The sequence below is a fragment of the Candidatus Latescibacter sp. IFSED24 genome, from assembly GCF_058273205.1.
Genome location: NZ_CM177850.1, coordinates 113,001 through 139,539, shown reverse-complemented (window position 1 = coordinate 139,539; position 26,539 = coordinate 113,001). Strand labels below are relative to the sequence as shown.

General features: G+C 68.2%; 20 protein-coding genes. 12 read left to right on the top strand and 8 right to left on the bottom strand.

Translation table 11 applies throughout. The annotated features are described in order from the left end of the window. Positions 1–34: 34 nt before the first annotated feature. Complete coding sequence (locus IFSED24_RS00560; RefSeq protein WP_491333278.1) at positions 35–544, bottom strand: ferritin; 510 nt, start codon at positions 542–544, stop codon at positions 35–37. A 59-nt stretch (positions 545–603) separates the two neighbouring features. Continuing rightward, the gene (locus IFSED24_RS00555) at positions 604–1,044 is read right to left on the bottom strand and encodes a hypothetical protein (RefSeq protein WP_491333277.1); all 441 of its coding nucleotides are present in this window, start codon (positions 1,042–1,044) and stop codon (positions 604–606) included. Between the two features lie 225 nt (positions 1,045–1,269). On the opposite strand from IFSED24_RS00555, the gene pdhA reads away from it, so the two are divergent. The 6 genes from pdhA (at position 1,270) to IFSED24_RS00525 (ending at position 7,528) form a co-directional block, all read left to right on the top strand. Beyond that, a complete protein-coding gene (gene pdhA, locus IFSED24_RS00550; protein ID WP_491333276.1) occupies positions 1,270–2,361 on the top strand; it encodes a pyruvate dehydrogenase (acetyl-transferring) E1 component subunit alpha in 1,092 nt (363 codons plus the stop codon). After that, complete coding sequence (locus IFSED24_RS00545; protein WP_491333275.1) at positions 2,354–3,334, top strand: alpha-ketoacid dehydrogenase subunit beta; 981 nt, start codon at positions 2,354–2,356, stop codon at positions 3,332–3,334. Before pdhA ends, IFSED24_RS00545 begins: the two co-directional genes overlap by 8 nt. Before the next feature lie 9 nt (positions 3,335–3,343). Further along, positions 3,344–4,663 (top strand): dihydrolipoamide acetyltransferase family protein, encoded by a 1,320-nt coding sequence (locus tag IFSED24_RS00540; protein ID WP_491333274.1) that lies wholly within the window; start codon positions 3,344–3,346, stop codon positions 4,661–4,663. Positions 4,664–4,674: 11 nt separating this feature from the next. Then, positions 4,675–6,096, top strand: a complete 1,422-nt coding sequence (gene lpdA / locus IFSED24_RS00535; protein ID WP_491333273.1) for a dihydrolipoyl dehydrogenase — start codon at positions 4,675–4,677, stop codon at positions 6,094–6,096. Next, positions 6,093–6,752: a lipoyl protein ligase domain-containing protein gene (locus tag IFSED24_RS00530; protein ID WP_491333272.1), complete on the top strand. Its 660-nt coding sequence runs from the start codon at positions 6,093–6,095 to the stop codon at positions 6,750–6,752. The genes lpdA (IFSED24_RS00535) and IFSED24_RS00530 overlap by 4 nt, the downstream gene beginning before the upstream one ends. Positions 6,753–6,865: 113 nt before the next feature. Beyond that, entirely contained in the window at positions 6,866–7,528 is a 663-nt protein-coding gene (locus IFSED24_RS00525; protein WP_491333271.1) for a response regulator transcription factor, read from the top strand. Positions 7,529–7,817: 289 nt separating this feature from the next. Here the strand turns inward: IFSED24_RS00525 and IFSED24_RS00520 are convergent, their stop codons facing one another. The 3 genes from IFSED24_RS00520 to IFSED24_RS00510 all read right to left on the bottom strand — a co-directional run bounded on the left by IFSED24_RS00520 (position 7,818) and on the right by IFSED24_RS00510 (position 14,262). Next, positions 7,818–9,107: a M20 metallopeptidase family protein gene (locus IFSED24_RS00520; RefSeq protein ID WP_491333270.1), complete on the bottom strand. Its 1,290-nt coding sequence runs from the start codon at positions 9,105–9,107 to the stop codon at positions 7,818–7,820. A gap of 485 nt (positions 9,108–9,592) precedes the next feature. After that, positions 9,593–11,017, bottom strand: a complete 1,425-nt coding sequence (locus IFSED24_RS00515) for a sigma-54-dependent transcriptional regulator (protein WP_491333269.1) — start codon at positions 11,015–11,017, stop codon at positions 9,593–9,595. Further along, positions 11,014–14,262 (bottom strand): FG-GAP-like repeat-containing protein, encoded by a 3,249-nt coding sequence (locus IFSED24_RS00510; RefSeq protein ID WP_491333268.1) that lies wholly within the window; start codon positions 14,260–14,262, stop codon positions 11,014–11,016. Before IFSED24_RS00510 ends, IFSED24_RS00515 begins: the two co-directional genes overlap by 4 nt. A gap of 209 nt (positions 14,263–14,471) precedes the next feature. Between IFSED24_RS00510 and aceE the strand changes: the two genes are divergently transcribed. The 6 genes from aceE to IFSED24_RS00480 all read left to right on the top strand — a co-directional run bounded on the left by aceE (position 14,472) and on the right by IFSED24_RS00480 (position 21,546). Next, positions 14,472–17,162 (top strand): pyruvate dehydrogenase (acetyl-transferring), homodimeric type, encoded by a 2,691-nt coding sequence (gene aceE / locus IFSED24_RS00505; RefSeq protein WP_491333267.1) that lies wholly within the window; start codon positions 14,472–14,474, stop codon positions 17,160–17,162. A 21-nt stretch (positions 17,163–17,183) separates the two neighbouring features. Then, entirely contained in the window at positions 17,184–18,509 is a 1,326-nt protein-coding gene (locus IFSED24_RS00500) for a 2-oxo acid dehydrogenase subunit E2 (RefSeq protein WP_491333266.1), read from the top strand. Continuing rightward, the gene (lpdA, locus tag IFSED24_RS00495) at positions 18,506–19,897 is read left to right on the top strand and encodes a dihydrolipoyl dehydrogenase (RefSeq protein ID WP_491333265.1); all 1,392 of its coding nucleotides are present in this window, start codon (positions 18,506–18,508) and stop codon (positions 19,895–19,897) included. Before IFSED24_RS00500 ends, lpdA (IFSED24_RS00495) begins: the two co-directional genes overlap by 4 nt. A gap of 124 nt (positions 19,898–20,021) precedes the next feature. After that, entirely contained in the window at positions 20,022–20,456 is a 435-nt protein-coding gene (locus tag IFSED24_RS00490; RefSeq protein ID WP_491333264.1) for a MarR family winged helix-turn-helix transcriptional regulator, read from the top strand. Positions 20,457–20,513: 57 nt separating this feature from the next. Next, positions 20,514–20,936 (top strand): DoxX family protein, encoded by a 423-nt coding sequence (locus IFSED24_RS00485; protein ID WP_491333263.1) that lies wholly within the window; start codon positions 20,514–20,516, stop codon positions 20,934–20,936. Positions 20,937–20,940: 4 nt separating this feature from the next. Next, on the top strand, positions 20,941–21,546 hold the full coding sequence (locus tag IFSED24_RS00480; RefSeq protein WP_491333262.1) for a nitroreductase family protein: 606 nt from the start codon (positions 20,941–20,943) through the stop codon (positions 21,544–21,546). A gap of 31 nt (positions 21,547–21,577) precedes the next feature. Here IFSED24_RS00480 and IFSED24_RS00475 read toward each other — a convergent pair whose 3' ends face one another. The 3 genes from IFSED24_RS00475 to IFSED24_RS00465 all read right to left on the bottom strand — a co-directional run bounded on the left by IFSED24_RS00475 (position 21,578) and on the right by IFSED24_RS00465 (position 26,343). After that, positions 21,578–24,265, bottom strand: a complete 2,688-nt coding sequence (locus IFSED24_RS00475; RefSeq protein WP_491333261.1) for a bifunctional acetate--CoA ligase family protein/GNAT family N-acetyltransferase — start codon at positions 24,263–24,265, stop codon at positions 21,578–21,580. A 140-nt stretch (positions 24,266–24,405) separates the two neighbouring features. After that, positions 24,406–25,053, bottom strand: a complete 648-nt coding sequence (locus IFSED24_RS00470; protein ID WP_491333260.1) for an energy transducer TonB — start codon at positions 25,051–25,053, stop codon at positions 24,406–24,408. A 183-nt stretch (positions 25,054–25,236) separates the two neighbouring features. After that, the gene (locus IFSED24_RS00465) at positions 25,237–26,343 is read right to left on the bottom strand and encodes a hypothetical protein (protein WP_491333259.1); all 1,107 of its coding nucleotides are present in this window, start codon (positions 26,341–26,343) and stop codon (positions 25,237–25,239) included. Positions 26,344–26,539: the final 196 nt, after the last annotated feature.

Genomic DNA, 26,539 nt, shown 5'->3' with positions numbered 1-26,539 from the left:
CGGGGCTCTGCTCTGTTGGGCCACGGGATCCAGGTCAGGCCTGGGTCTCGTCCACGAAGGTGCGGCCCTTCATCTCGCGGTCGATCATGAACAGGCCGTTGCCCTGGCCGCCAACCAGCTTGAGCTGGTTGACGATGCCGTCGACATTCGCCTCCTCCTCCACCTGTTCGGAGATGAACCACTGCAGCATGTTATGGGTCGCGTGGTCCTTCTCCTCCATGGCGAGGTTCGCCAGATCGTTGATCCGGCCCGAGATCATGCGCTCGTGGGCGAGCGCCGCCTCGAAGGCCGCCACGGGATCGGCCCACTCCTTGGTCGGCTTCTCCAGCGCCTCCAGCTCCACGCGGCCGCCGCGCTCGGTGATGTACTTGTAGAACTTGAGCGCGTGCGACTGTTCCTCCTGGAACTGGATGGTCATCCAGTTCGACATGCCCTCGAGGCCCTTGTCCTCGAAGTAGGCCGCCATGGCGAGGTAGAGGTAGGCGGAGAAGAACTCGGCCTGGAGCTGGTCGTTGAGCGCCTTGTGCATGCGATCGGTGAGCACGTCGTGCCTCCTTGGGGTGTTGTGGGCGGCCGTGGTGCCGCCGCTACGGGGTCGGCTGGCTAGTGGTCCTGGTCCTGGCCAGAGCCCAGGTAGGTGTCAAGGGCCGACAGCAGATCGCGGTGCTTCTCCTCGTCCCGCCGCAGGAAGTCCATGAGGAACTCCTGGATCACGAACTGCTTCCCGGCCAGGGCCTCCAGGCTCTCCTGGGCCAGCCGCACGGTCTCCTTCTCCATCTCCAGATGCGAATGGAGCTTCTCCCGCACCAGATCGACGTCGGCGGGGTCGAGCCCCACGACCGCGGACTCCAGGCTGTCGATGATGAGCTGCTGCACCCGGTGGTGCATCTCGCTGTCGCGCTGGATGATCTCCATCACCATGGCCACGATGCGATTATGGGTGGTCTCGCGCACGCTCCCCGTCAGGGTGATCTGTGCGTTCTCCAGCTTCTGCCACTCCCGCAGGTTCTCGATCAACTGCTGCTGTAGTTCCCTGGTCGACATGGCCTTCCTTTCGCCGCGCCGATTCCGAGCGGTTCTCTCGTGCTAAACAGTAGGAACATCCCGGCGGTCTGCAAGCCCCGATCCCCAGGTCCATCTTGACATGACTGCTCTAGATTTGCGACGTCTTTTCATCTCCTTATCATGTACGGACCGGTCGGGCCCGCACCGCCTCGGGGCGGGCTCCCCGTTTGTCCGCCCGCGGCTCCAGAAAAGGAAGATTCATCCATGCCCAGGACAACCCTCGCCGAGTTCAGCGTCGAGCACCTGCAGATCCTCGATGCCGAAGGCACCGTCGACACCAAACTGGCGCCGGATCTGGCGCCCGCGGATCTGCTTCGCCTCTATCGCGGCATGGTCCGGGCCCGCGAACTCGACCAGCGCATGCTCAAGCTGCAGCGGCAGGGTCGTATCGGCACCTTCGGCCCCTGCACCGGCCAGGAAGCCCCCAGCACCGCGGCCGCCCTCGCCATGGCCGAGGACGACTGGTTCGTCGGTTCGTTCCGCGAGCTCGGCGGACGCCTGCTGCGCGGCGAACCGCTGACCAACACCCTCTTCTTCCACAACGGCTGGGAAGAGGGCAACCTCCTGCCCGCCGAGGTCGGACGCCGCATGCTGCCCTTGGCCGTGGTGGTGGCCAGCCAGGTGCTCCACGCCACGGGTCTGGGCTTCGCGGCCAAGCGCGCCGGCAAGGGCGAGGCCGTGGTCTGCTTCATGGGCGACGGCGCCACCAGCGAGGGTGACTTCCACGAGGGCCTGAACTTCGCCGCCGTCTGGAAGGCGCCGGTGGTGTTCGTGAGCCAGAACAACCAGTGGGCCATCTCCATCCCCCGCGAGAAGCAGACCGCGTCGCAAACCATCGCGCAGAAGGGCCTGGCCTACGGCATGCCCTGCCTGCAGGTCGACGGCAACGACGCGCTGGCCTGCTACGTCGCGGTGAAGGAGGCGCTCGACCGCGCCCGCCGCGGCGAGGGCCCCACGCTCATCGAGGCCGTCACTTACCGCCTGATGATGCACACCACCGCCGACGACCCGCGCAAGTATCGCGACGAGGAGCAGGAGCAGGAATGGTGGGCCAAGGAGCCCCTGATCCGCTTCCAGAAGTACCTGCAGGGCGCGGGACTCTGGGACGACGCCAAGGAGGAGGCGCTGCGCGCCGAGCTGCGCGCCGAGGTGGACGAGGCGGTCAAGACCCTCGAGGAGACCGATCCCTATCCGGCGGACCGCCCCTTCGAGCACGTCTTCGGCGACCCGCACCCCAGCATCGAGAAGCAGCACCAGGACTTCCTGGCCAGCCTGAAGGAGGAGTCCGATGCCTAAGCTCACCATGGTGCAGGCCATCAACCTCGCGTTGCGCCAGGAGATGGCCAAGGACGAGCGGGTGCTGGTCATGGGCGAGGACGTCGGGGTCGACGGCGGCGTGTTCCGCGTCACCGACGGCCTCCACGAGAAATTCGGCGAGGACCGCGCCCTCGACACGCCCCTGGCCGAGAGCGGGATCCTGGGCACCGCCATCGGCATGGCCGTGGCCGGACTGCGGCCCGTGGCCGAGATGCAGTTCTCGGGTTTCAGCTACCTCATGTTCGGCCAGTGGGAAGGCAACGCCACGCGCCTGCGCAGCCGCACGCAGGGCCAGCACACCTGTCCGCTGGTGGTGCGCATGCCCTACGGCGGCGGCGTCCGCGCCCTCGAGCACCACAGCGAGAGCCGCGAGGCCACCTACGCCCACATCCCCGGCGGCAAGGTCGTCATCCCCAGCGGCCCGCGGAACGCCCGCGCGCTCATGCTGGCGGCGATCCGCGATCCCGACCCCGTGGTCTTCATGGAGCCCAAGCATAGCTACCGCAGCTTCCGCGAGGAGGTGCCCGACACCGAGGAGGTGCTGCCGCTGGGCCAGGCGCAGATCGAACGCGAGGGTGACCAGTTGACCGTGATCGCCTGGGGCGCCATGATGCGGCCGACCCTCAAGGCGGTGGACCAGGTGCAGCAGGAGACGGGCGCGTCCATCGAGGTGGTCGATCTCTTGACCATCAGTCCGCTGGACAGCGACACCATCTGCGCCTCGGTACGCAAGACCGGCCGCTGCGTCATCGTCCAGGAGGCGCCGCGCAGCTTCGGGGTCGCCAGCGAGATCATCGCGCGGATCAACGACGAGGCGCTGCTCTATCTCGAGGCGCCGGTCAAGCGTCTCACCGGTTACGACGTGGTCACGCCCTACTTCGGGCGTGAGAAGAACTACATCCCGCCGGTCGGCCGCATCGTGCGGGGACTGCGCGAGACCCTCGATTTCTAGGAGGCCGCCGTGTTCGAGTTCAAGCTGCCCGACCTGGGCGAGGGCATCGCCGAGGGCGAGATCCTGAAGTGGCACGTGGAGGTGGGCCAGGAGGTGGCCGAGGACGCCCCGCTGGTCGATGTGGAGACCGACAAGGCCGCCGTCACCATCCCGTCGCCGCGCGGCGGCCGGGTGAGCACGCTCAGCGGCAAGGCTGGCGACGTGGTCAACGTCGGGGACGTGGTGGCGGTGATCGATGACGGCACGGGCGCCGCGGTCGCTCCGGCCGCCGTCGCCGAGCCTGCCGCGGCCTCCGCCACCACCGCGGACGCCTCTTTCGCCGAGCCGGGACGCCGCCGTCCCGTGCCCGCCGCCCCGGCCACCCGACGCCTGGCGCGGGAACTGGGCGTGGACATCAACGTGGTGCCCGCCAGCGGTCCCGCCGGCCGGGTCACTCCCGACGACGTGCGCGCCTTCGCCGCGACCGAACCCTTCGCGCCCTCGGCCGAGGTCGGTGGCCCGGCGCACACGCCGGCGCGCGAGGTGCCCGGCGACGACCAGGCGTTCGCCGAGTTCGCCGCCCACGCCGCGTCCACCATCCCGTTCCTCGAACTCGAGCCGCTGCCCGACTTCTCCAGCGACGGCCCCGTCGACATCGAGCCGCTGCGGTCGATCCGCCGCAAGGTCGCGCGCAAGATGGTCACCAGCATGACGCTGGTCCCCCACGTCGCGCACATGGACGAGGCCGACGTCACCGCGCTGGAGGAGTTCCGCCGCACGCAGAAGGCCGCGCGCGGCGAGGACCCCGGCATCGGCCAGCTCACCCTCCTCTCGTTCGTGATCAAGGCCATCACCGCGGGCCTGCGCGCGGCGCCGGCGTTCAACGCCAGCCTCGATCCGTTCAAGGAAGAGATCGTCTACAAGAAGTTCTACAACATCGGTTTCGCCGCCGACACCGGCCGCGGCCTGGTGGTGCCCGTGATCAAGGGCACTGACCGCAAGAGCATCCGCGAGATCTCGGCCGAGATCGCCGCCAAGGCCGGCCAGGCACGTGAGGGCAAGCTGCCCGCCGAGGACATGCGCGGCGGCACCTTCACCATCACCAACGTCGGCCCGCTGGGCGGCACCGCCATGCTGCCCACCATCAACTACCCCGAGGTGGCGATCCTGGGCATGGGCAAGGTCCAGGAGAAGCCGGTGGTCCGCGACGGCGAGATCGTGATCCGCAAGATCCTGCCGCTGACCCTGGCCTTCGACCACCGCATCGCCGACGGCGCCGACGCCGCCCGATTCGTGGGCGAGCTCATCCGGCAGCTGTCCGACCCCAATCTCCTGCTCTTGGAGACCTAGGAGGAGCCGACATGGTCATGGGAAGCCTGCGCCAGGAGACCCAGGTCGCGGTGATCGGCAGCGGCCCGGGCGGTTACGTCGCCGCGCTGCGCCTGGCCGACCTGGGCAAGGAGGTCGTGCTGATCGAGGAGCGCGAGCGCCACGGCGGCACCTGCCTGCTCGAGGGCTGCATCCCCTCCAAGACGCTGATCCACGCGGTCGAGGTGAAGGAGAACGCGCTGGCGGCGGCCCGCTACGGGCTGGGCTGCACCGGCACGAGCATCGACCTCGACAAGCTCCGCGCCCACACCGACCAGGTGGTGGGCACGCTCTCGGGCGGGATCGACGGCCTGCTCAAGCGCCGCGGCGTGACCACCCTGCGCGGTCGCGCGCGATTCAGCTCGAACAAGAGCCTCGAGATCGAGGACGGCGAGATCAGCGGCGTCGACTTCGAGCAGTGCATCATCGCCACGGGGTCGAGCCTGAACCGGCTGCCGGCCGGCATGAGCAGCAAGGTCTGGTCGAGCGCCGACGCCCTGAAGCTGGACCACGTTCCCGATTCGTTGCTCGTGGTGGGCGGCGGCTACATCGGCCTCGAGCTGGGACTGGTCTACCAGGGCCTGGGTTCGCAGGTCTCGGTCGTGGAGTTCTTCCCGCGCCTGTTGCCCGGCGCCGACCACGACCTCGTGGACGTCATGGTCAAATCGGTGACCAACCGCCTCGACAAGGTGATGCTCGAGGCCAAGGTCCGCAGCATCGAGGAGAAGCCCGACGGCGGCTTCGCGGTGACCATCGAACACGAGGGCCAGGAGACCACCCAGGAGTACGGCATGGTGCTGGTGGCCATCGGCCGGCGGCCCAACACCGACGACCTCGGCCTGGAGAAGACCAAGGTCTACGTCGGGGAGCGCGGGACGATCCGCACCGACAAGGAGTGCCGCACCGACGAGCCCAACATCTTCGCCATCGGCGACATCACCGCCGGCCCCATGCTCGCGCACAAGGCCAGCCGCGAGGCCAAGATCGCCGCCGAGGTGATCTGCGGCCACAAGGCCGAGTTCGACAACCGCGCCATCCCCGCGGTGGTCTACACCGACCCCGAGATCGCCTGGACCGGCCTCACCGAGCGCGAGGCCGAGGCCGAGAAGATCCCCATCAAGGTGGGCCGTTTCCCGCTGAGCGCCCTGGGCCGCGCCCGCACCATGGACCGCATCGACGGCCTGGTGAAGATCATCTGCGACCCCGAGGACGAGCTGATCCTGGGCATGGGCATCGTGGGCCCCCACGCCAGCGAGCTCATCGCCGAGGGCACGCTGGCCATCGAGATGGGCGCCACCATCGAGGACCTGGTGGCCACCATCCACCCCCATCCCACGCTGTCGGAAGCCGTGATGGAAGCCGCCGAGGCCGCCCAGGGCGCCGCGGTGCACATCCATCCGCCGCGCAAGCCGTGACCGGCGAACGACCCGATCCGGTCCAGGGACTCTGGGACCTGGACCAGGACCTCATCGCCACCGCGCTGGCCACCCAGCGGCCCCTCTGCGCGGTCTATCCTCACCCCGACCTCTGCGCGGTCATCGGCCATGGCGGCGATCCCTGGATCGAGACCCGTCCCGATCTGCTCGCGGCCGACGGCGTTCCCCTGCGCCGTCGGCGCGGCGGCGGCTGTGCGGTGGTGGTCGACCCCGGCAACGTGATCTGCTCGGTGGTCTGGCCGCTCGACGGCATCGCCGGCATCACGGGCGCCTTCACCACCCTGAGCCGGATCGTCGCAGCCGCCCTGGCCGAGCTGGGAATCCCCGACGTCACCCAGGAAGGCACCAGCGACCTGGCGCACCAGGGCCGCAAGCTCGGCGGTTCGTGCATCTGGCGCACGCGCGGCGTGCTCTACTATTCCACCACCCTGCTGGTCGACCCGGACTGGGAGCTCATCGAGAGATACTTACCGCATCCACCCCGGGAGCCCGATTACCGTCAGGGACGCCCTCACAGGGATTTCCTTACCTCTTTGCGACAACTCGGCCATGCCGCCTCCCTAAAATCACTTACCGGCGACCTCTCTGTGATTCTCGCCCCTCATATCGCGTCACTACCATTGAATCACGCCTGAGAAACCTTCATCTCTGGCTATTGATTCGCTGTCCATTGTCTGTATACTGGATCCGGGAATCGCGGTTTCACCTGCGGAACCGCCGCGTGGGGACCCATCAAGAGGCGTGTATCATGGACTCCTATCGCATTCTGATCATCGATGACCACCCACTGGTCCGCTCGGGCATCACCGCCATGCTCTCCCTCGACGACGACCTCATGGTCTGCGCCGAGGCCGAGGACATGAAGTCGGCCATGTTCGCCATCCAGGAGCATCGCCCCGACCTCGCCCTGGTCGACATCTCGCTCAAAGGCGGTGCCAGCGGTATCGAACTCTTGAAGAACATTCGTCAGAAGCACCCCTCCCTCAAGACCCTGGCCGTGAGCATGCACGACGAGGAGACGTATGCCTTGCGCGCCCTCAAGGCCGGCGCCCAGGGCTACGTCATGAAGCAGGAAGGCACGGAGAAGATCCGCGAGGCCATCCGCTGCGTGCTCGAGGGCCGGACCTACCTCTCCGAGGCCATGACCCAGACCGCCGTCGACCATCTCGGCGCCGGCGGCATCCCCCGGGACAACTCGCCCTCCTCGGTGCTCAGCGACCGCGAACTCGAGCTCTTCGAGCTCACCGGCAGCGGCAAGGAGATCGCCGAGATCGCGCGCATCATGAACATCAGCCCGCGCACCGTCGAGGTGCACCGCTCGCATATCAAGAAGAAGCTGGGCCTGAAGACCGCCACCGAGATCTTCCAGTGCGCCTACGAGTGGCTGCGGGAGCGCGGGATGAAGCCCTGAGGGGGCTGGGAGCCGGCATCGGCTGACGGGACGGCGGGCGGTCCATCCTTGGACCGCCCGCCTTGCGCTCCACCCCTTCCGCCATCCGTGGCTCCAGGGGCTCCGCGACACCCCTCAACCGATGCCGGCTCCCAGCCCCCTCAGGGCTTCATCCCTCCTGGCTTGGTCTCCCCACGTAGATCAGGCTCCCAGCGGAAGGCCCTCTGAACTCCAGGCGCTGAGCGGGTCGGCCGGCGACTGTCATGAAGGGGGCCCCAGGCCCCCGGAGTGCAGTCGCCGGCCGACCCGCTCAGCGCCCCATTTGGTCGAGCAGGATGGCCGCCACCAGCTCCATCCCCACCCGGACACTCCGCTCGTCGGGGTCGAAGCTCGGCGAATGGAGCGACATGGGCCGGTCGGGACGGCCGACGCCGAGGCGGAACTGGACACCTGGCACCTGCGAACTGAAGCGGCCGAAATCCTCACCGCCCATGCCAGGAGGATAGTCCACGGCGTTGGTCTCGCCGAGAACGTCGCGGATCACGGCCATGACCTCGCGGGAGAGGTCGGGATCGTTGAAGCCGGCGGGTGTGCCTAGATAATATTCGAGTTCGGGATCCGGGGCGCCGGCAGCCAGGGCCAGACCCGTGACGGTGCGCTGGATCTTTTCCTGGATGAGCTGGCGGGTCTCGGGATCGCGGGTGCGGACCGTGGCCTCGAGCACCACTTCGGCCGGCATGACGTTGCTCTTCTGGCCGCCCTGGATCTTGCCGAACGAGACGACGGCCGGGTGGTTGGGATCGATCTCGCGGGCCACCACGTCGTTGATCGCCAGCACCATGCGGCACGCCAGCGAGACGGCGTCGATTGTGCGATGGGGGTAGGCGCCGTGACCGCCCTCGCCGTGCACCGTCAGCCGGAAACCGTCGACATTGGCCGTGGCCGGACCGGGACAGACGCCGGCTTGCCCCGCCAGAATCGTGGGGTGGTCGTGCAGGGCGAAGACTCGGTCCGGCGCGAGGTCGCCGGCGAGCACCCCGGCCTCGATCATGGCCAGGGCACCGGCGCCGGTTTCCTCGGCCGACTGGAACACCAAGATCACCCGACCGGAAATCCGGTCTCGGATCGCGGCGAGGATGCGCATGGCTCCCAGGGTCACCGACATGTGGATATCGTGCCCGCAGGCGTGCATCACCCCGGTCTGGCCTCCCCCGGCGAGCGTGTCGCGACGCGTGGAGGCGTAAGGCAGGTCGGTGCATTCCTCGAGGGGCAGCGCATCCATGTCCGCGCGCCAGAGCACGGTGGGACCGGGCTGTCCGCCCTGCAAGCTGTAGACCAGGCCCAGGCCCCAGTCCCCCGCCACGGGCTCGAAGCCGGCGATCTCCGCCACCCGTGCGCTCAGGTAGGCGCTGGTCTCCACCTCGCGTCCGCTGAGTTCGGGATGCTCGTGGAGCCAGCGCCGGTCGGTCAGCGTGGCGGCGAGATGGTCGTCCGCGAGGGCGGCCAGTTCGGTGGCGGTGGCGGTGGCGGCCAGGGTACCGGAGGCCAGGGCGAACAGGAGCAGGGCGGTCACAGGGGAGAGGCGGCGAGCTGAGCGCAAGGGATGACCTCCGGAAGAAAGATCCCCCAGGATAGCGCTCCGCCGACCCACACTCAACCAGGCATGTTCCCGGAAAGACGCCGCGCCCGGAACCCCCCAATCCCCCAGGAGGTATCCGGGCGCAAGGCGCGCGAGTGAAAAGATTGTTCGACTTGTTCTCGGCACCCCTCTCGAGGTGCACTCCCTGTCCGATTGTCCCTGCTCATCATTTTGCAAGCGATATGCCGTCGACCCAGGGACTGCCTGCAAATTTTAAAAAAATCATAAGCAATTGCCGCGAAACACCTTAGCAGGAAATCAATGCGGTTGTCACCCGAATCAATTATTGCCAATCCCGACCTGAGTCTCCTGGAGGTGACCCCCGAGCCGCAGAATCCATGTCCGGGAATCAACAAACCTCATGATCCTGAGGTAACCTCAAGATCATGGGGGTCACCTGTGGGTGACCGCAGGTGACGGCCCGTGTCTGCAGAATGAGGACGCGCTCAGCGCCGGCCGAGCCCGAGCTTGCGCACCATGTTGCGGAAACTGCTCGGCGAGAGCTGGGCGAGGCGCGCGGCCTGGTTCACCACGCCGTCGGCCTGGCGCAGGGCGTCCTGGAGATAATCGCGCTGCCAGCCGGTGAGGAAGCGCTGGCGCGCGTCATGATAAGGCAGGAAGACCTCCTCGGTCCCGGTGGTGGACGGCGTCGGTCCCGCGCTGCCCGGCCCGAGGATCTGGTCGAGCAGGTCGGTCTCGAGAGCGCGGCCCCGGCTGCGGATGAGCGCCTCCTGCAGGGTGTGCTCGAGGTCGCGGATGTTGCCGGGCCAGTGGTGCTCCTGCAACCGCGTCATGGCGGCCGGGGAGACCGTCTCCACCGAGGTCCCGGTGGTGATCTTGTGCTTGGCGAGGAAGTGCAGGACCAGATGGGGAATGTCCTCGCGGCGCTCGCGCAGCGGGGGCACCCGTACGGTGAGCACGCGCAGCCGGTAGTAGAGGTCCTGTCGGAAATCGCCGTCGGCCACCATGCGTTCGAGGTCGCGGTGGGTGGCGGCGATGACGCGCACGTCGCAGCGGATGCTGCTCTGCGGGTGAGCGCCGAGCCGCTGGATCTCGCGGTTCTGCAGCACGCGCAGCAGGGAGGCCTGGGTCCCGAGGGGGATCTCGCCGATCTCGTCGAGCATGAGCGTGCCGTCGCGCGCGGCCTCGAAGGCGCCGATCCGGCGACTCACCGCGCCGGTGAACGACCCCTTCTCGTGACCGAACAGCGCGCTGCCCAGCAGGGTCTCCGGGGTGGAGCAGAGGTCCTCGGCTACGAAGGCGCCGCCCTGGCGGCGGCTATTCTGATGGATCCAGCGGGCGGCGAGTTCCTTGCCCGTCCCGGTCTCCCCCAGCAGCAGCACATCCACGTCGGCCTGGGCCGCGGTCTCCAGCTCCTCATGGAACCGGCGGCTGGCCTCGCTCTCGCCCAGCACCTGGGTGTGTCCGGTGCCGGTGATGTCGTCGAGGCGGTCCTCCAGGTAGGTGAGGCGGCGGCTCGTGCCCGAGTGGCGCATGGCCTGGCGGACGGTCTCCATGACGATCTCTGGCGGGTTCTGGCTCTTGGCGATGAAGTTCTCGGCCCCGGCCCGCATGGCAGCCACTACCAGGGGAATGCCGCTGTGCGAGGTGAGCATGATCACCGGGATGGAGATGTCCATGTCCTGGAGTTCGTGCAGCACCTCGATGCCGTCGTGCTCCGGAAACTCGATGTCCAGGAGGACGGCGTCGGGCCAGCCGTCGCGGTAGAGCTGCTTGGCCGCCTCGGGATTGGTCAGGGTCCGGACCTCGAACTCGCGGCCGACGACCATGGCGATGTCGGCGGCGAAATCCTCGTCATCGTCGACGATGAGGATCCGGGGGCGGGAGCGGGTCTCTTCGGGCACGGTCATGTGGATTCACCTCCGGCCGCGCCGCGGGCGTGCAGCGGGCGCATGAGACTGATCGACACCTCCAGGCCGCCTGCGGCACGGTCCTGCAGGTGCAAGGTCCCGCGATAGATCCCGAGGGTCTTGCGGGCATGAAACAATCCGTATCCGGAGCCGCGTTCCTTGGTGGTGTGGCCCGCCTGGCAGAGCTGCTCCGGATCGCGCCCCTGCAGTCCAGGACCGTTGTCCTGGATCGCCAGGTGGACCCGCCGCAGGTCGGCTCGGCCGGTGAGCCGCACCTCGGGGGACGGCGTGGTCTCGGCCGCCTCGGCGGCATTGCGCAGCAGGTCCTGCAGCACCATGACCAGTTCGTGGTCGCGAATGCGCGCCCGGACCCCCGCGAGTCCCTCGAGCTCGAGGATGGGGTCGACTCCGTGGTCCCTGAACTCCTGCAGCATGGCGCGCCAGGCCATGGTCACGGCCGGTTCCACGCGGCAACTGAGCCGATCCTCCACCACCGCGGCCAGCCGATCCGCGGTCTGGCGCAAGGCGCGGGCACCGGCGGCGATCTCCCCCGGTTCGCCTTTGCGGACGCGCTTCATGCGCCGCAAGCCGCTGGCGAGGTCCCGACCCGCGGTCCGCGTGGCCTCGAGCAGGCTACCGAGCTCGGCGATGTTGCCCAGCTTGGGCAGCACGGCGGTGTAGAACTGGTCGAGAGCCACCAGCCAGCGTTCCTCCAGGACGCGGCGCTCGTCGGGACCCAGGTTGCCGGCCAGCAGCCCCCCCTGGCGGATCAGGGTCTCCAGGTTCTTGCACCAGCCCGAATGGGTATAGGAGATGAACTCCTCGTTGAGGCGGTCCCAGATGGTCAAGGGCGCACGCTGGCGGCGGACGTAGCGCACCGCCATGGGCAGCACCAGGCCCATCGCCATGCCCATGGGCAACGAGAGGGTCAGGCCCCAGGCCTCCACACGATGCCAGCCCACGTGATGGCGGATCCCTAGGACCAGGAGCGCCAGCAGCACGATGCCCAGCGGCGGTGGCAGGGGGCGCCGCACATCCGGTCGCCAGCGATGCAGGGCAGGCCGCCAGGCCAGCAGGGTGAGCGCGGCGATCCCCGCCAGCAGGACATGCTGGGCCAGCAGTGGCCAGCCGGCGATCCGGGCCGCATAACGCGGCAGGACCACGCGACCCAAACGGTGTAGGGAGCTGGTCCAGACGCTCTCGCTCTCCACCACCACCGGACGGTCGCCCGGCATCAGGTTCTCCTGCACCACCGTGATGCCCGAGGGGAAGGTCACCGTGAGGCGGAAAGGACCGGGACCGGGCAGACCGAAGTGCAACTCGCGCGGGCCCGAGAGCTGGTAGCCCTCGCCGGCCCGCAGCTCGCGCAGGGCGAAGAAGCTGTCGTCCGACGCATCCTGGTAGGTGAGCGCGGCGCGGGCGCCGATGGCGTCCCAGTTCCCGACCACGCCGAGCAGGCGGACCTTGAGGAAGGTCGGCTGGTCGGTGTGGTTGATCAGGAAGAGAGGGTCGTTGTGCTTGCGGATGACGAAGAGGTCCTGATCGCCATCGTCGTCCTTGTCCACGGCGCAGAGGCCGTAGAGGTCGGTGATTTCGAGGTTGCCGAAGACAACGCCCTGGTCGGGGCGGAAATAGCCGCCGCCGGTGCCCAGCAGGCAGAGCGAAGGTCCCGAGCGGTTGCCGATGAACAGGTCGAGCAGACCATCGTTGTCGAAATCGGCGGCGGCGGCGCCCTCGCAATGGCCGGCATCGGCCACCGCCGTGTCGCTGCGTCGATCGCGGCGCAGGCCATCGCGGGCGTCGCCCCAGAACAGGAGATTGCGGCCCGAATAGGGTCGGCGACAGGAGTCCTGGTCGATCCCGAGGTACAGGTCCCAGAGCCCGTCGCCATCGAGGTCGGCCACGGTGACGCCCTCGATCATGGGACGGCGGCCGCGCGTCATGGCCGGGCCCATGACCTGGAAACCGTCGGGGCCGTCGTTGCGCAGGATCCCCGCGCCGGCGACCACCAGGTCCTGGTCGCCGTCCAGGTCCGTGTCGCACCAGACGACACCGGTGGAGACCCGGCGCTCGCCCAGCGGTTCGGCGAGTCCCGGGCGGGCCTCGCGGAATCCGCCCTGGCCGTCGCCCAGCATGAGGACATCGGCCTCGCCGTGGATCGTGAGGTAGACGTCCAGCCAGCCGTCACCGTCGCCGTCGCCGGCGGCCATGGCGGTGACGCTCTGCAGCACGGACCGGGTGGGGTAGACCCGAGGCACCGCGGCGAAACGGTTGTATCCCTCGTTCTCGAGCACGTACAGGCCCGACTGCTCGATCTTGGCCAGGACCAGATCCTGGTCGCCGTCGTTGTCCACGTCCAGGAACAGGCAGACATCGCCGAGATAGCCGGTCAGCCCCTCGGGTGGGCTGACCTCGGTGAGGGCCTCCTGGCAGCCCGGCCAGAACTGGGAGCGGCGGCCCAGGAACCCCGGCAGGAGCACTTCCCAGCAGCCATCGTGGTCGAGGTCGGCCATGCTGGCGCTGTAGCTCTGCAGCTTCTGGACCACGAACCCCGGCGCACGCGCCTCGCTGCAATCCTCCACGCCGACCCGGGACCCGAGGTAGATGTTGTCCAGACGCAGCTCCTGGCTCACCGGGCCGCGCAGTTCGAATTCCAGCGCCTCGAGCTCGATGCATTCCTGGTGGGGGTCCTCGCAGGGCGTGTGCAGATCGTTCAGTTCGAGGCGGTGGCAGTCCCAGACCAGAACGGGGTCGAAGCCGTTGCTCGGGGTATAGAACGGCGTGTTCCAGTGCTCGCGCGTCTCGAGCTCGTTGCCGTGCCGATAGATCAGGCGCAGACCCACGGCCTCGGACTGGCGGTTGTCGCGGAACCACCAGTCCCACTGGAGCACGGCGTCTTCGGGCACCAGGTAGCGCTCGTCCGGGCCTGGCCCCGACAATTCGAGGCGCAGACGCACCGCGGCGTCGGTCATGCCGGGGTCGACCGTGCTCGCGCGCAGGATCAGGCAGACCGAGCTGTCGGGGCCCTGGGCCGAGAAGCTCACATCGTACCAGACGTGGCCGTCCACCTGCACCGACCACTCGGGATAGGGATGGACCTGATCGGTGACCCGCGGCAGGCGCACCGAGTTCCAGTCCTGCGAGAAGGTGACGGCTGCGGCGTCGGCCGTCAGCACCAGCGCCACCAGCAGCGCCGGCAGGGCGGCGGCGGTTTCACGTTTGCACGGCATCGTGGGCAAGTCCATCCCCGGGGGCCTCGAGCCAGCGGCCGTCAGCTTGCTAACATCAAGCAAGACAATCAGGTCCTCTCATGTGAGAATACCAGAACGGGACCGCCGAGCCAATGCCCCAATCCAGCCAGGACAAGCGTTGACGCCCCGGGGAACGGCCTTATCCATGGGGTTATGTGATTTTGAGAAAGATTTCGCCCGAGAGCCTTGAAGGGAGGCCGACCATGGCCGAGAACCCGGCCCAGGATCGGGACCAGCTGCGCCGCATCGAGGACCGCGAGTGGCGGGACTCCATCGACTACGTCCTCAAGGAGCAGGGCGGCGACCGCGTCCGTGAACTGCTGCGCCAGTTGCAGACCCGCGCGCAGGAGCAAGGCGTCAGCATCCCCTTCACCGCCAACACGCCCTACCTGAACACCATCCCGCGTCATCAGCAGCCGGTGTTCCCGGGCAACCGCGAGATCGAGCGCCGCATCAAGAGCCTGATCCGCTGGAACGCCATGGCCATGGTGGTGCGCGCCAACAAGGCCAGCGCCGGCATCGGCGGCCACATCTCCACCTTCGCCTCGGCGGCCACGCTCTGGGAAATCGGCTTCAACCACTTCTGGCGCGGACCCGACCACGAGTGCCTGGGCGACATGGTCTTCTTCCAGGGCCACGCCTCGCCGGGACTCTACGCGCGCGCCTTCCTCGAGGGCCGCCTCGACGAGAAGGACCTGCAGAACTTCCGTCGCGAGCTCGACCCCCAGGGCGGCCTCTCCAGCTACCCCCACCCGTTCCTCATGCCCGAGTTCTGGGAGTTCCCCACCGTCAGCATGGGACTGACCGCGATCCAGGCCATCTACCTCGCTCGCTTCAACCACTACCTGGTGGACCGCGGGCTGCGCAAGCGGTCGGGCCGCAAGGTCTGGGCGCTGCTGGGCGACGGCGAGATGGACGAGCCCGAGAGCCTGGGCGCCATCACCCTGGCCTCGCGGGAGCAGCTGGGCAACCTCATCTTCGTCATCAACTGCAACCTCCAGCGCCTCGACGGACCGGTCCGCGGCAACGGCAAGATCATCCAGGAGCTGGAAGCGGCGTTCCGGGGCGCGGGCTGGCACGTGATCAAGGTGATCTGGGGCAGCGAGTGGGACGACCTGCTCGAACGCGACGAATCGGGCCTCCTGCAGAAACGCATGGAGGAGATCCTCGACGGCGAGATGCAGCGCTACACCATCAGCGACGGCGCCTACATCCGGCAGCACTTCTTCGGCAAGTACCCGGCGCTGCTCGAACTGGTGGCCGACTACAGCGACGAGCAGATCCGCAAGCTCACCCGCGGCGGCCACGACCCCGAGAAGGTCTATGCCGCCTACCGCGAAGCCACCACCCACGGCCGGCCGCAGCCCACGGTGATCCTGGCCCAGACCATCAAGGGCTACGGCCTGGGCGAGGGCGGCGAGGGACGCAACGTCACGCATAGCCAGAAGAAGATGAACCACGAGGAGCTGCGCGAATTCCGCACCCGCTTCAACATCCCGGTGGCGGACGAGGATCTGGACGAGACGCCGTTCTACCGGCCTGCTAGCGACAGTCCCGAGATGCAGTACCTGCAGAAGCGGCGCAGCGAACTGGGCGGCAACCTGCCCCAGCGGCGGGTCGAGGTGCGGCCGCAGGCCTGCGAGACCGAGGCCATGTTCGACGAGCTCTACGCCGGCAGCGGCGACCGCGAGGTGGCCACCACGATGAGCTTCGTCCACCTGCTCTCGAAGCTGCTCAAGGACGAGGAGATCGGCCAGCACATCGTGCCCATCGTGCCCGACGAGGCGCGCACCTTCGGCATGGAGTCGCTCTTCCGGCAGGCCGGCATCTACAGCCACGTGGGGCAGCTCTACGAACCGGTCGACAAGGGCAACCTGCTGTTCTACAACGAGAAGAAGACCGGCGCCATCCTCGAGGAGGGGCTCTCCGAGGCGGGCAGCATGGCCAGCTTCATCGCCGCCGGCACCGCCTACGCCAACAACCACGTGCCCACCATCCCCTTCTACACCTTCTACTCCATGTTCGGCTTCCAGCGCGTGGGCGATCTGATCTGGGCCGCCTGCGACATGCAGGCCAAGGGCTTCCTCATCGGCGCCACCGCCGGCCGCACCACGCTGGCCGGCGAGGGCCTGCAGCACCAGGACGGGCACAGCCACGTGCTGGCGCTGCCGCCCACCACGGTCAAGGCCTACGACCCGGCCTTCGCCTACGAGCTGGGCGTGATCATCCACGACGGCATCACCCGCATGTACTGCAACGACGAGACGTGGATCTACTACCTGACCGTGATGAACGAGACCTACAAGCAGCCGCCCATGCCCAGCGACCCGCTGGTGCGCGAGGGCATCCTGCGCGGCCTGTACCGCTACCGCAAGTCGCCGCTGAAGGGCGCCAAGGCGAAGAAGCGCGCGCACCTGCTGGGGTCGGGCGCCATCCTCAACGAGGCCATCGCGGCGCAGGAGATCCTGCAGGAGAAGTACGGCGTGGCTGCCGACGTGTGGTCGGTGACCAGCTACAAGGAACTGTACCGCGACGCGGTGGCGGCCGAGCGCCGGCACCTGCTCGAGCCGGGCGCCAAGGAGCGGCCGTGGGTCGAGGAGACCCTCGGCAAGGAACAGGGCGTGTTCGTGGCGGCCAGCGACTACATGAAGATCATGCCGGCGACCATCGCGCGCTGGATCCCCGGCCGGCTGCACATGCTGGGCACCGACGGCTTCGGCCGCAGCGACGACCGCGCCCGCCTGCGTGATTTCTTCGAGGTCGATCGGCGCTACATCGTCCTGGCCGCGCTGCACGAGCTGGCGCTCGACGGCGACCTGGACCTGAAGGTGGCGCGCCAGGCCATCAAGGATCTGGACATCGACCCGGGCAAGCTGAACCCCCACGTCGACTAGTACCGGCGTGAAGGAGTGGACATGAAGCACGAGATCCGCGTACCCGAGGTGAGCGACGGCGTGACCAAGGGCAAGATCATCGGCCTCTCGGTGGCCGTGGGCGACCGGGTCGAGGAGGACCAGACGCTCCTGGAGATGGAGACCGACAAGGCCGTGGTGGCGGTCCCTTCGCCGATCACCGGCAAGATCACCGCGATCCTGGTGGACGAGGGCGACGAGGTCGAGGTGGGCCAGGTGGTGATGGCGGGCGAGCCCGAGGGAGCCGTGGCGGCTGAAGAAGCAGCGAGTGCGCCGGAGCCGGCGGCCGAGGAGACCGCTCCGGAGCCCGCCGCGGCGCCGGCCGAGGCCGCGCCGCCGGAGGCGCCTCCCGCACCCGAGCCGGAGCCCGTCAGCGCCGAGATGCCGCCGCCTCGTACGGAGACCACTCCTCCCGGCGAGGTGGCCCCCGCCTCGCCCATCGTGCGCCGCTTCGCCCGCGAGCTGGGCGTCGACATCCACGCCGTCGCCGGCAGCGGCCCCGGCGGCCGCATCTCCGAGGAGGACGTGCGCGCGTTCGTCAAGCGGGCCATGGCCGGACAGCGGTCCGCCACGGCCGGCGGCGGCGGGGCCGCGGCTCGCCCCCTGCCCGACTTCGCCAGGTGGGGCGAGATCGAGCGCCAGCCGCTGTCGCAGGTGCGCAGGATCACCGCCGACGCCATGGCCTACGCCTGGGCCACCGCCCCGCGCGTGACCCAGGACGACAAGGCCGACATCACCGCGGTGGAGAGCTTCCGCCAGGAATACAACCGCAAGGCGCCATCCGAGGGCAAGCTCACCATGACCGCCATCCTGGTCAAGGTGGTGGCCCGGGCGCTGCGCGCCTTCCCCCAGCTCAACAGCAGCCTCGACCTGGCCGCGGACGAGCTCGTGCTCAAGAAGTACGTGCACATCGGTGTGGCCGTCGACACCCCGGGCGGCCTGCTGGTCCCGGTGATCCGCGACGCCGACCGCAAGGGCATCGCCACGCTGGCCGGCGAGCTCAACGAGACCGCCGCCAAGACCCGCGAGCGCAAGATCTCGCCCGCCGACATGGAGGGCGGCTCGTTCACCATCTCCAACCTCGGCGGCATCGGCGGCACCGCGTTCACCCCCATCGTCTACGCGCCGCAGGTGGCGATTCTGGGCGTTTCGCGCGCCGAGATGGAACCCGTCTGGGACGGCCGGGAATTCCAGCCGCGCCTGCGCATGCCGCTGTCGTTGAGCTACGACCACCGCGTGGTCGACGGCGCCGACGGCGCCCGTTTCCTGCGCTGGATCTGCGCCGCCCTCGAACAACCGCTGCTGCTGGCCATGGAGGACGGATCATGAGCAAGACCCTGGACAAGGCCCAGCTGGTGGTGATCGGCGCCGGTCCCGGCGGCTACGCCGCGGCGTTCAAGGCCGCCGATCTGGGCCTCTCGGTGACCATCGTCGAACCCGAGGCGAACCCGGGCGGCGTCTGCCTGCACCGTGGCTGTATCCCCAGCAAGGCGTTCCTGCACGCGGCCAAGCTGCTGCGCGAGGCCGAGGAAGCCGGCGCCATGGGCGTCGTCTTCGGCAAGCCCGCTGTGGATATCGACAAGCTCCGCGACTGGAAAGACGGGATCGTCGAGACCCTCACCGGCGGACTCGGCGGCAAGGCCAAGCACAAGAAGGTCCGCCACGTGCGCGGACGCGCCCGCTTCACCGGACCGCACGAACTGATGGTCGAGCTGGTCGAGGGCGGCGAGGCCAGCCTCGCGTTCGACCAGGCCATCCTGGCCACGGGTTCGCGGCCGGCGCTGCCACCGTTCGTGGACGAGCTCGGCGCGCGGGTGATCGACAGCACCGGCGCGCTCGATCCCGTGGCGATCCCGAAGTCGTTGCTGGTGATCGGCGGCGGGTACATCGGCCTGGAGCTTGGCACGGTCTACGCCGCGCTGGGCACCCGGGTCACCGTGGTGGAGATGCTGCCGCAGCTCATGACCGGCGTCGACAAGGATCTGGTCAGCCAGGTCAAGCGACGGCTCGACAAGCAGTTCGAGGCGATCCTGCTGAGCACCAAGGTGCTAGCGCTGAAGGAGCAGAAGAACGGCGTCAAGGTCACCCTGGAGGACAAGAAGGGCGAACAGTCGAGCAAACTCTTCGATCAGGTGCTGGTCTCGGTGGGACGCCGGCCCAACCTGGAGGACCTGGGCCTGGACAGCGCCGGCATCGACCTGGCCGAGGGCTTCGTGAAGGTGGACGCCCTGCGCCGCACCACCGCCGGGCACATCTTCGCCATCGGCGACATCACCGGCCAGCCCATGCTCGCCCACAAGGCCACGCACGAGGGCTACGTGGCGGCGGAAGTGGCCGCCGGCCAGACCGCCGCCTTCGAGCCTCGCGCCATCCCCGCGGTCTGCTTCACCGATCCCGAGGTGGCCTGGGTCGGCCTCACCGAAACCGAGGCCCGCGAACAGAAACGGTCGGTCAAGACCGCCAAGATCCCCTGGCGCAGTATCGGCCGCACCCTCACCCTGGGTCGCGACGACGGCCTCACCAAGGTGATCATCGACCCGGAGACCGACCTCGTGCTGGGCGTGGGCCTGGCGGGCCCGGGCGCGGGCGAGCTGATCGCCGAGGCGGCGCTGGCTGTGGAGATGGCCGCACGGTGGCAGGACCTGGCGCTGACGATCCACCCGCATCCGACCCTGTCGGAATCGATCATGGAGGCGGCGGAGACCTTCTTCGCCTAGCGGCGACGCTGGACGGCCCCGAACGGTTTCGAGGGTGCATTATAATTGTTGCAACGATTAGTGAAGCAACATATATTGTCGCCTGTCAGTGCGGACGTATTCACACCCGACCCGGAGAGGCACCATGCCCGGACCCGACCTCCGCCAGGCCGAAAAGGTCGCCCTGAAGCTGATGCAGGTGCACGAGCACCTCGAAGGCGATCACGCCGCGCTCTTCAAGTTGCACGGGCTCTCCGGTCCCCAGTACAACGTGCTGCGGATCCTCCGGGGTGCCCGCGACGAGGACCTCTGCTGTCAGGAGGTGGGTCAGCGCATGCTGAAGCGCGTCCCCGACGTGACGCGTCTGCTCGACAGGCTCGAGCAGCGCGCCCTGATCACACGCTGGCGCAGCGAGGAGGACCGGCGTGTGGTGCGCACCCGCATCACCAAGGAGGGCCTCGCCCTGCTGGCGGAGATCGACGGCCCGCTCGACCAACAGATCCGTCGCGAGTTCCAGGCCTTCGACGACCGCAAGCTCAAGCAACTGGACCGCCTGCTCGACACCCTGTTGAGAGGTTGATTTTTTCGGCAAATAATCGTTTCAACAAAAAATGAGACAACACGAAAGGAACCCGTCATGAACAGCTCCACCACCAACATCGGCCTCCTCCTGATCCGGGTGATGCTGGCCGTGGTCTTCATCTATCACGGCCAGGGCAAGCTCTTCGGCGGCCTCGACGGCTTCGCCGGCTACCTCGGTTCGCTCGGCATCCCCGCGCCCAAGCTGGCCGCCGTCCTGGCTGCGGTGAGCGAGTTCGCCGGCGGCCTCCTGCTTCTCGGCGGGATCGGTTTCCGCTACGCGCTCTGGCCCCTGGTCTTCACCATGCTCGTGGCGGCCTTCACGGCGCACGCCGGCGCCTTCAACATCCAGAACGGCGGCATGGAATACGCGCTGACCCTGGGCGTGATGGTGGCCGGTCTGGCGCTGGTCGGCCCGGGCGAGTTCACGGTGCGCAAGCTGATGGTCCGCGGCGACGATGCCGTTGCGCAGGAGGCTTGAGCGCATGAGCAACGTCAAGCACGCCGTGCCCGATCATCCGATCCACGAGGCCCTGGCCACGCGCTGGAGCCCGTATGGCTTCGATCCGCGCCCGCTGCCCGCTTCGGATCTGCGCAGCCTCTTCGAGGCCGCGCGCTGGGCGCCGTCGGCGTTCAACGAGCAGCCCTGGCGCTACCTGGTGGCCCGGCGCGAGGATGAACAGGCCTTCGCCACCCTGCTGTCGTGCCTGGTGGAGGCGAACCAGCAGTGGGCCCGACAGGCCTCGGTGCTGGTGATCACCGTGGCCAGGCTGACCTACACCGCCAACGGCAAGCCCAACGGCACGGCCCTACACGACGTGGGCCTGGCCTCGGCCAACATCACGATGGAGGCCACCAGCCGTGGGCTGGTCGTGCACCAGATGGGCGGTATCTTGCCCGACCGTGCCCGCGAGCTCTACGGCATCCCCGAGGGCTATGCGGCCATCACCGCGCTGGCCATCGGCTACGCCGCCGACCCGGCCGGCCTGCCGGAGCCGTTGCAGGAACGGGACACGAAGCCCCGTCCCCGGCGGACCCAGGACGAATTCGTGTTCGGCGGGGCCTGGGGCGAGGCCGCGCGGCTGGATTGACCATCCGCGCGGCCGGCCTGCGCACGACGACCTACGTCGTGAGCACCTTCACCAGCTCCACCTCCGACCCGGACGCGTCGTATTTCAGGCTGAAGCCTCGCTTTTCGAAGATGGCGAGCATGCGGCCGTTGTCGCGCGTGGTCTGGGCCACCACGCGCGACAGGCCCCAGCGCCGCGAGACCTCGAGGCAGAAATCGGTGAGCCGGCCGCCGAGGCCGTGCTCCTGCCAGGGGTCGCCCACGAGCAAGGCGAACTCCACGGTCTCCACGTCGGGATCGGCGATCAGCCGGCCGATGCCCAGGAGCTTCCTCGCACCGTCGATGTCGGCCTCGGCCACGATGGCGATCTCACGGTCGTAGTCGTTGAAGCAGTAGCGCGTGGCGGTCTCGTGGGTCTCCCAGTGGAAGAGGTAGCGGAACCGTTGGTACAGCGACTCCTTCGAACACGACCGCAGGAGGTCGAACCACAACGGCTCATCCTCGGGCTTGATGGGACGGAAGGTCACCCGCAGGCCGTCTTCCAGGGCGACCTCGCGGATGTATTCCTCGGGATAGGGACGCAGGGCGAGGTGGGCGTAGCGATCGCCCGCGGTCCCGGCCTCAGGCGGCGCGGTCATGACCCGGGCATCGAGGGCCGTCACCCCGCTCTCCGTCACCAGCAATGGGTTCACATCCAGTTCGGAGATCTCCGGGAAATCCGCCACCAGATAGGACAACCGGAAGAGGACCTCGAGCAGCGCGTCCACCGCCAACCGTGCCCGGCCACGGTAGCCGTTGAGCAGCGGCCAGATCTTGAGCGACTCGAGCATGCGTCGGGCCAGTCGCTCGTTGAGCGGCGGGAATCCGATGGCCCGGTCCTCGAAGAGCTCGGCGGTGGTCCCGCCCAACCCCACCATGAGCACCGAACCGAACACCGGATCGCGCCGCGCACCGAGGATCAGCTCGACCCCCTCGCGGGACCGGACCATGGGCTGGACCGTGACTCCGGCGAGATTGGCGTCGGGTGCGTGCCGGCACGCCGAGGCCATGATGCGTTCGAAGGCGGAACGGACGGCCCCGGCATCCTCCAGGTCCAAGGCCACGCCGCCCACGTCGGATTTGTGCGTGATGTCCGGCGAATGGATCTTCAGCACCACGGGATAGCCCATGGTCTCGGCCAGCGTCACGGCGTCGTCCGCGGTGGCCGCGGGCCTGGCCGTGGCCACGGGGATGCCGTAGCCGGCCAGCAGGTCCTTGGCGGCGTCCTCCGCGAGGCAGTGCTCGCCAGCGCCGAGCAGCGGCGCGAACCGCGACCGCAGCTCCGCCCGGTCCATGGGGAACCGCACCGGGATCTCGCGCGGCGTCTCGTAGAGGATCTCGAGGTTGCGGTTGTAGTCCATGAGCGTCATGAACGCCTGGACCGCCTGCTCCGGCGTGGGGAAGGTGGCCACGCCGGCCTCGTTGAGGATCGCCACCCCTTCGCTCATGCTGCGCCCGCCGAGCCAGTTGGCCAGGATGGGCTTCTGGACCGTGGCGGCGAGCCGGCTGACAGCCTTGGCGATGTTGGTGGGATTGGTCATGGCCTGGGGCGTGACGATGACCAGGATGGCGTCCACGCCCCGATCGGCGGCCGTGATCTCGATGGCCCTGGCGAAACGCTTGGAGCGCGCGTCGCCGAGCACGTCCACCGGATTGCGGTGCGACCACTGCGGCGGCAGGTTCTCGTCGAGCGCCGCCATGGTCTCGTCGCCCAGCTTGGCGAGCATGCCGCCTGCGGCGATCAGCGCGTCGATGGCCATCACCCCCGGTCCGCCAGCATTGGTGACCACCGCGAGGCGCGGCCCGCGCGGCTTGCGCTGACGGCCGATGAGGTCGACCACGTCGAAGATGTCGCCGATGCGCTCGACACGCGCGATACCGGCTCGCTGGAAGGCGGCGGCGTAGACGTCGTCGGACGAGGCCATGGCGCCGGTGTGCGAGGCCGCGGCCGCCGCCGACTCGGGGAAGCGCCCCGCCTTGTAGGCCACGATGGGCTTGGTGCGGGCGAACGCGCGCGCGGCGGTCATGAACTTGCGCGCATCGCTCACCGACTCGAGGTAGAGCACGATGGACCGGGTGCGCTCGTCCTCGCCGAAGAAGTCGATGAGATCGCCGAAGTCGACGTCCAGCGCGTTGCCCACCGACACGAAGTGCGAGAAACCCACGTTCTCGGCGAGCGCCCAGTCGAGGATCGACGAGCAGAGCGCGCCCGACTGGGAGATGAAGGCGATATCGCCGTCGCGGGGCCGGCCCCCGGCGAAGCTCACGTTGAGGTTCAGACGCGGCACGATGAAGCCCATGCAGTTGGGACCGAGGATCCGCATGCCGGGGAAGCGCCGCCGTTCGGCCGCGATCCGCTCCTCGAGCCGGCGCCCCTCGGGACCGACCTCGCGGAAGCCGGCCGAGACGATGACCAGGCCGAGGATGCCCGCCTCGCCGCACTGGCGCACCAGGTCGGGCACCTGCTCGGCCGCGGTACAGATCACGCCGAGATCGGGCGTGTGGGGCAGCGCGGCGAGGTCGGGAAAACAGGGGATGCCCAGGACCGCCTCGCAGGTCGGGTTGACGGGGTAGACCACGCCGCGGAAGCCGCCGATGAGGTTGGTCAGCAGCTTGCCGCCCACGCTCTCTGGATTGGGGGTGACGCCGATGAGCGCGATGCGCCGGGGATCGAAGAGCTGGGCAAGGTGGTGGATGGCCATGGCGGGACCTCGGGTTGCAGGCCGGCCCCCCGGGCTGGAACGGCGTGGGCGCACCCGAGCGACAGGGTCCGTCGTTCCCCTCTGGCCCGCGGCGGGGCCACTCGATGGTAATATCCGGAACGGACCGGCACCAGGAACTGCTATCGTGTTTTCAACGCGAAGCGGAAAGGCACCGCCACCCAGCAGGGAACCGGCATGTCGCGCTGCGTCCCCGGCGTGAAGACGAGCTGACGCGCTGCCGCCAGGGCCGGACGATCGAGCAGCGGATGGACGCCTTTGAGGAGCACCACCTGCGAGACCCGTCCGTCGCGATCCACCAGCACCTTGACCAGGACCAGGCCCTGCATGCCGGCCAGGCGGGCCATCTCGGGATAGTCGGCCACCGCGCCCCGGAGGAGTCTGGGCTTGGTCGAGGAGGCCAGGAAGGGTGGATCCGTCAGGGGCTCCGGATCGGTTGTCGGCGACACATCCAGAAGGAATTCGGGCCAGGGGATGTCGTCCCGGATACCGGGATCGTCGGGTGCCGCCGGGACGATATCAGGCACCGCCAGCTGCCGCCGCTCCGGCGGCGGCGGCAGGACCGTGGCCTCGAGGACATCGAGATCCTCCACGACCAGCGCCTCGCTGGTCAGCGTGTAGGGCACGGGCCGGTATTCGGGTAGCAGCCAGACCGCCAGGGTCAACGCCGTGAGCGCACCCAGGAGCGACCAGCGCAGGGTGCGCGCGTACTGCTGCTTGAAGTGATCGTTGGCCGTGGACGGGTGGATCAAGAGAGCGGCGGCGTTCACGGCAGCCTCCCCGGGCTGCGTGGGGTACGGGGGCCCGCGACACCGGCAGGGAAACGCGACCAGCTCGGGAGGCGACGGTGCGCGGGCCTTGGGTGATGATCGGGAATCTGTGTCGGCCGGTCAAGACGAGTGTTATTCCGCGAAGAATGTTCCCACCTACCAAGTGAATTCGCGGCAACCACTTCACACCGCGTACGTCAAGTCATGCCGTCGGTTGATCTTCAGCGCCCGCGTCACCACCTCCTGCCAGTAGTACTGCCGCCATCGCCCCGGCAACCCCGCCTGATCCACAAATAACCGCCGACCCAACACCTCCCCCACCGTCAACCGACGACGACACACACCTAGCAGCTGCGCCGGCGTCTGCCCACAACCCCGCACACGCTTCGTCTTCACGTAGTTCTTCACCACCAGGAAGATCGACAGCTTGTAAGCCGCACTGTTCCGACGCTTCGTGTAAGCGATCGTCTCCCGCTTGTGCTCCGCCTCACCATGGCGGATCAGCAGATCCAGCAGGTTGATCTCGAACAGCTTGTTGATCCGGTTGCGGACCTCCTTCGAACTGGTCACGATATGGCGGATCCGGCAGCTAAGAGCCCGCAACGCCCTGGGATATGCCTTGTGCTCGTCGCTGTGGATGGTCATCGCACTCGCGCCCTCGGTCAGGTATTCCAGCAGCTCCTGCATGTCCTTACGCACGGCCTGCGGGTCTGGCCTGCCGCGGACCTGCTCGTAGACGGCGCGCCGCTCCTTCTGCTTCGGGGTCATCGTGCCCGACCGGCGTACCTCGCTGTCGGTGAAGTAGGGGAAGAAGGCGGTCTCCCTGTCCACGGCGACGTGGAAATGGAACGGGTGGAACTGGCTGTGCTCGAAGGAAACGAAGCCGTCGATGGCCAGGTCCTTGAAGACAGGCCTGTTCTGCATCATCCGGGTGTGGAAGAGCAGGGCATGCCGACCGAGACGGTAGATCTGGCGGTCGATGGTCGAGGGCGCAACGCCGAGGTCGAAGGCGATCTGGCTGTTGCAGGCGCCGCCGGTGACCTTGGTGGGCAGTTGGTCGAGGATGTCGGGCCGCTTGAGCCAGTAGGTGGTGCTGAAGGTCTGTGAACTGAAGGTGACGCCGCAGGCTTTGCAGCGGAACCTGCGGATACGGTTTGGGGGCACCTTTCGCCGGTAGTAGCCGGAGCGTTTCCAGCGCCATCCTTTGTTCAAGGGGTTGTGGAAGTGGCACTTGCGCGAGGGGCAGTGGGGTGGGACCCACGCGGGATTGTACAGATCGTGATTTTCCATGCAGAGGAAACTGCAAGGATGGGGCCGGCAACATTTTGCGCGGAATTACTCATACCGTGGAATCTCGGGGCAGCCGCGTCCAGAGTCCCGGCAGTCGTCTCCAGAGGATGTGCTGCCAGGAAACCCATGCAATACATTGACGGAGGAGGGCTGCGGGTGTGTTCTCATGACCGGTGAGGGCGAGCAGCCCCGCCGG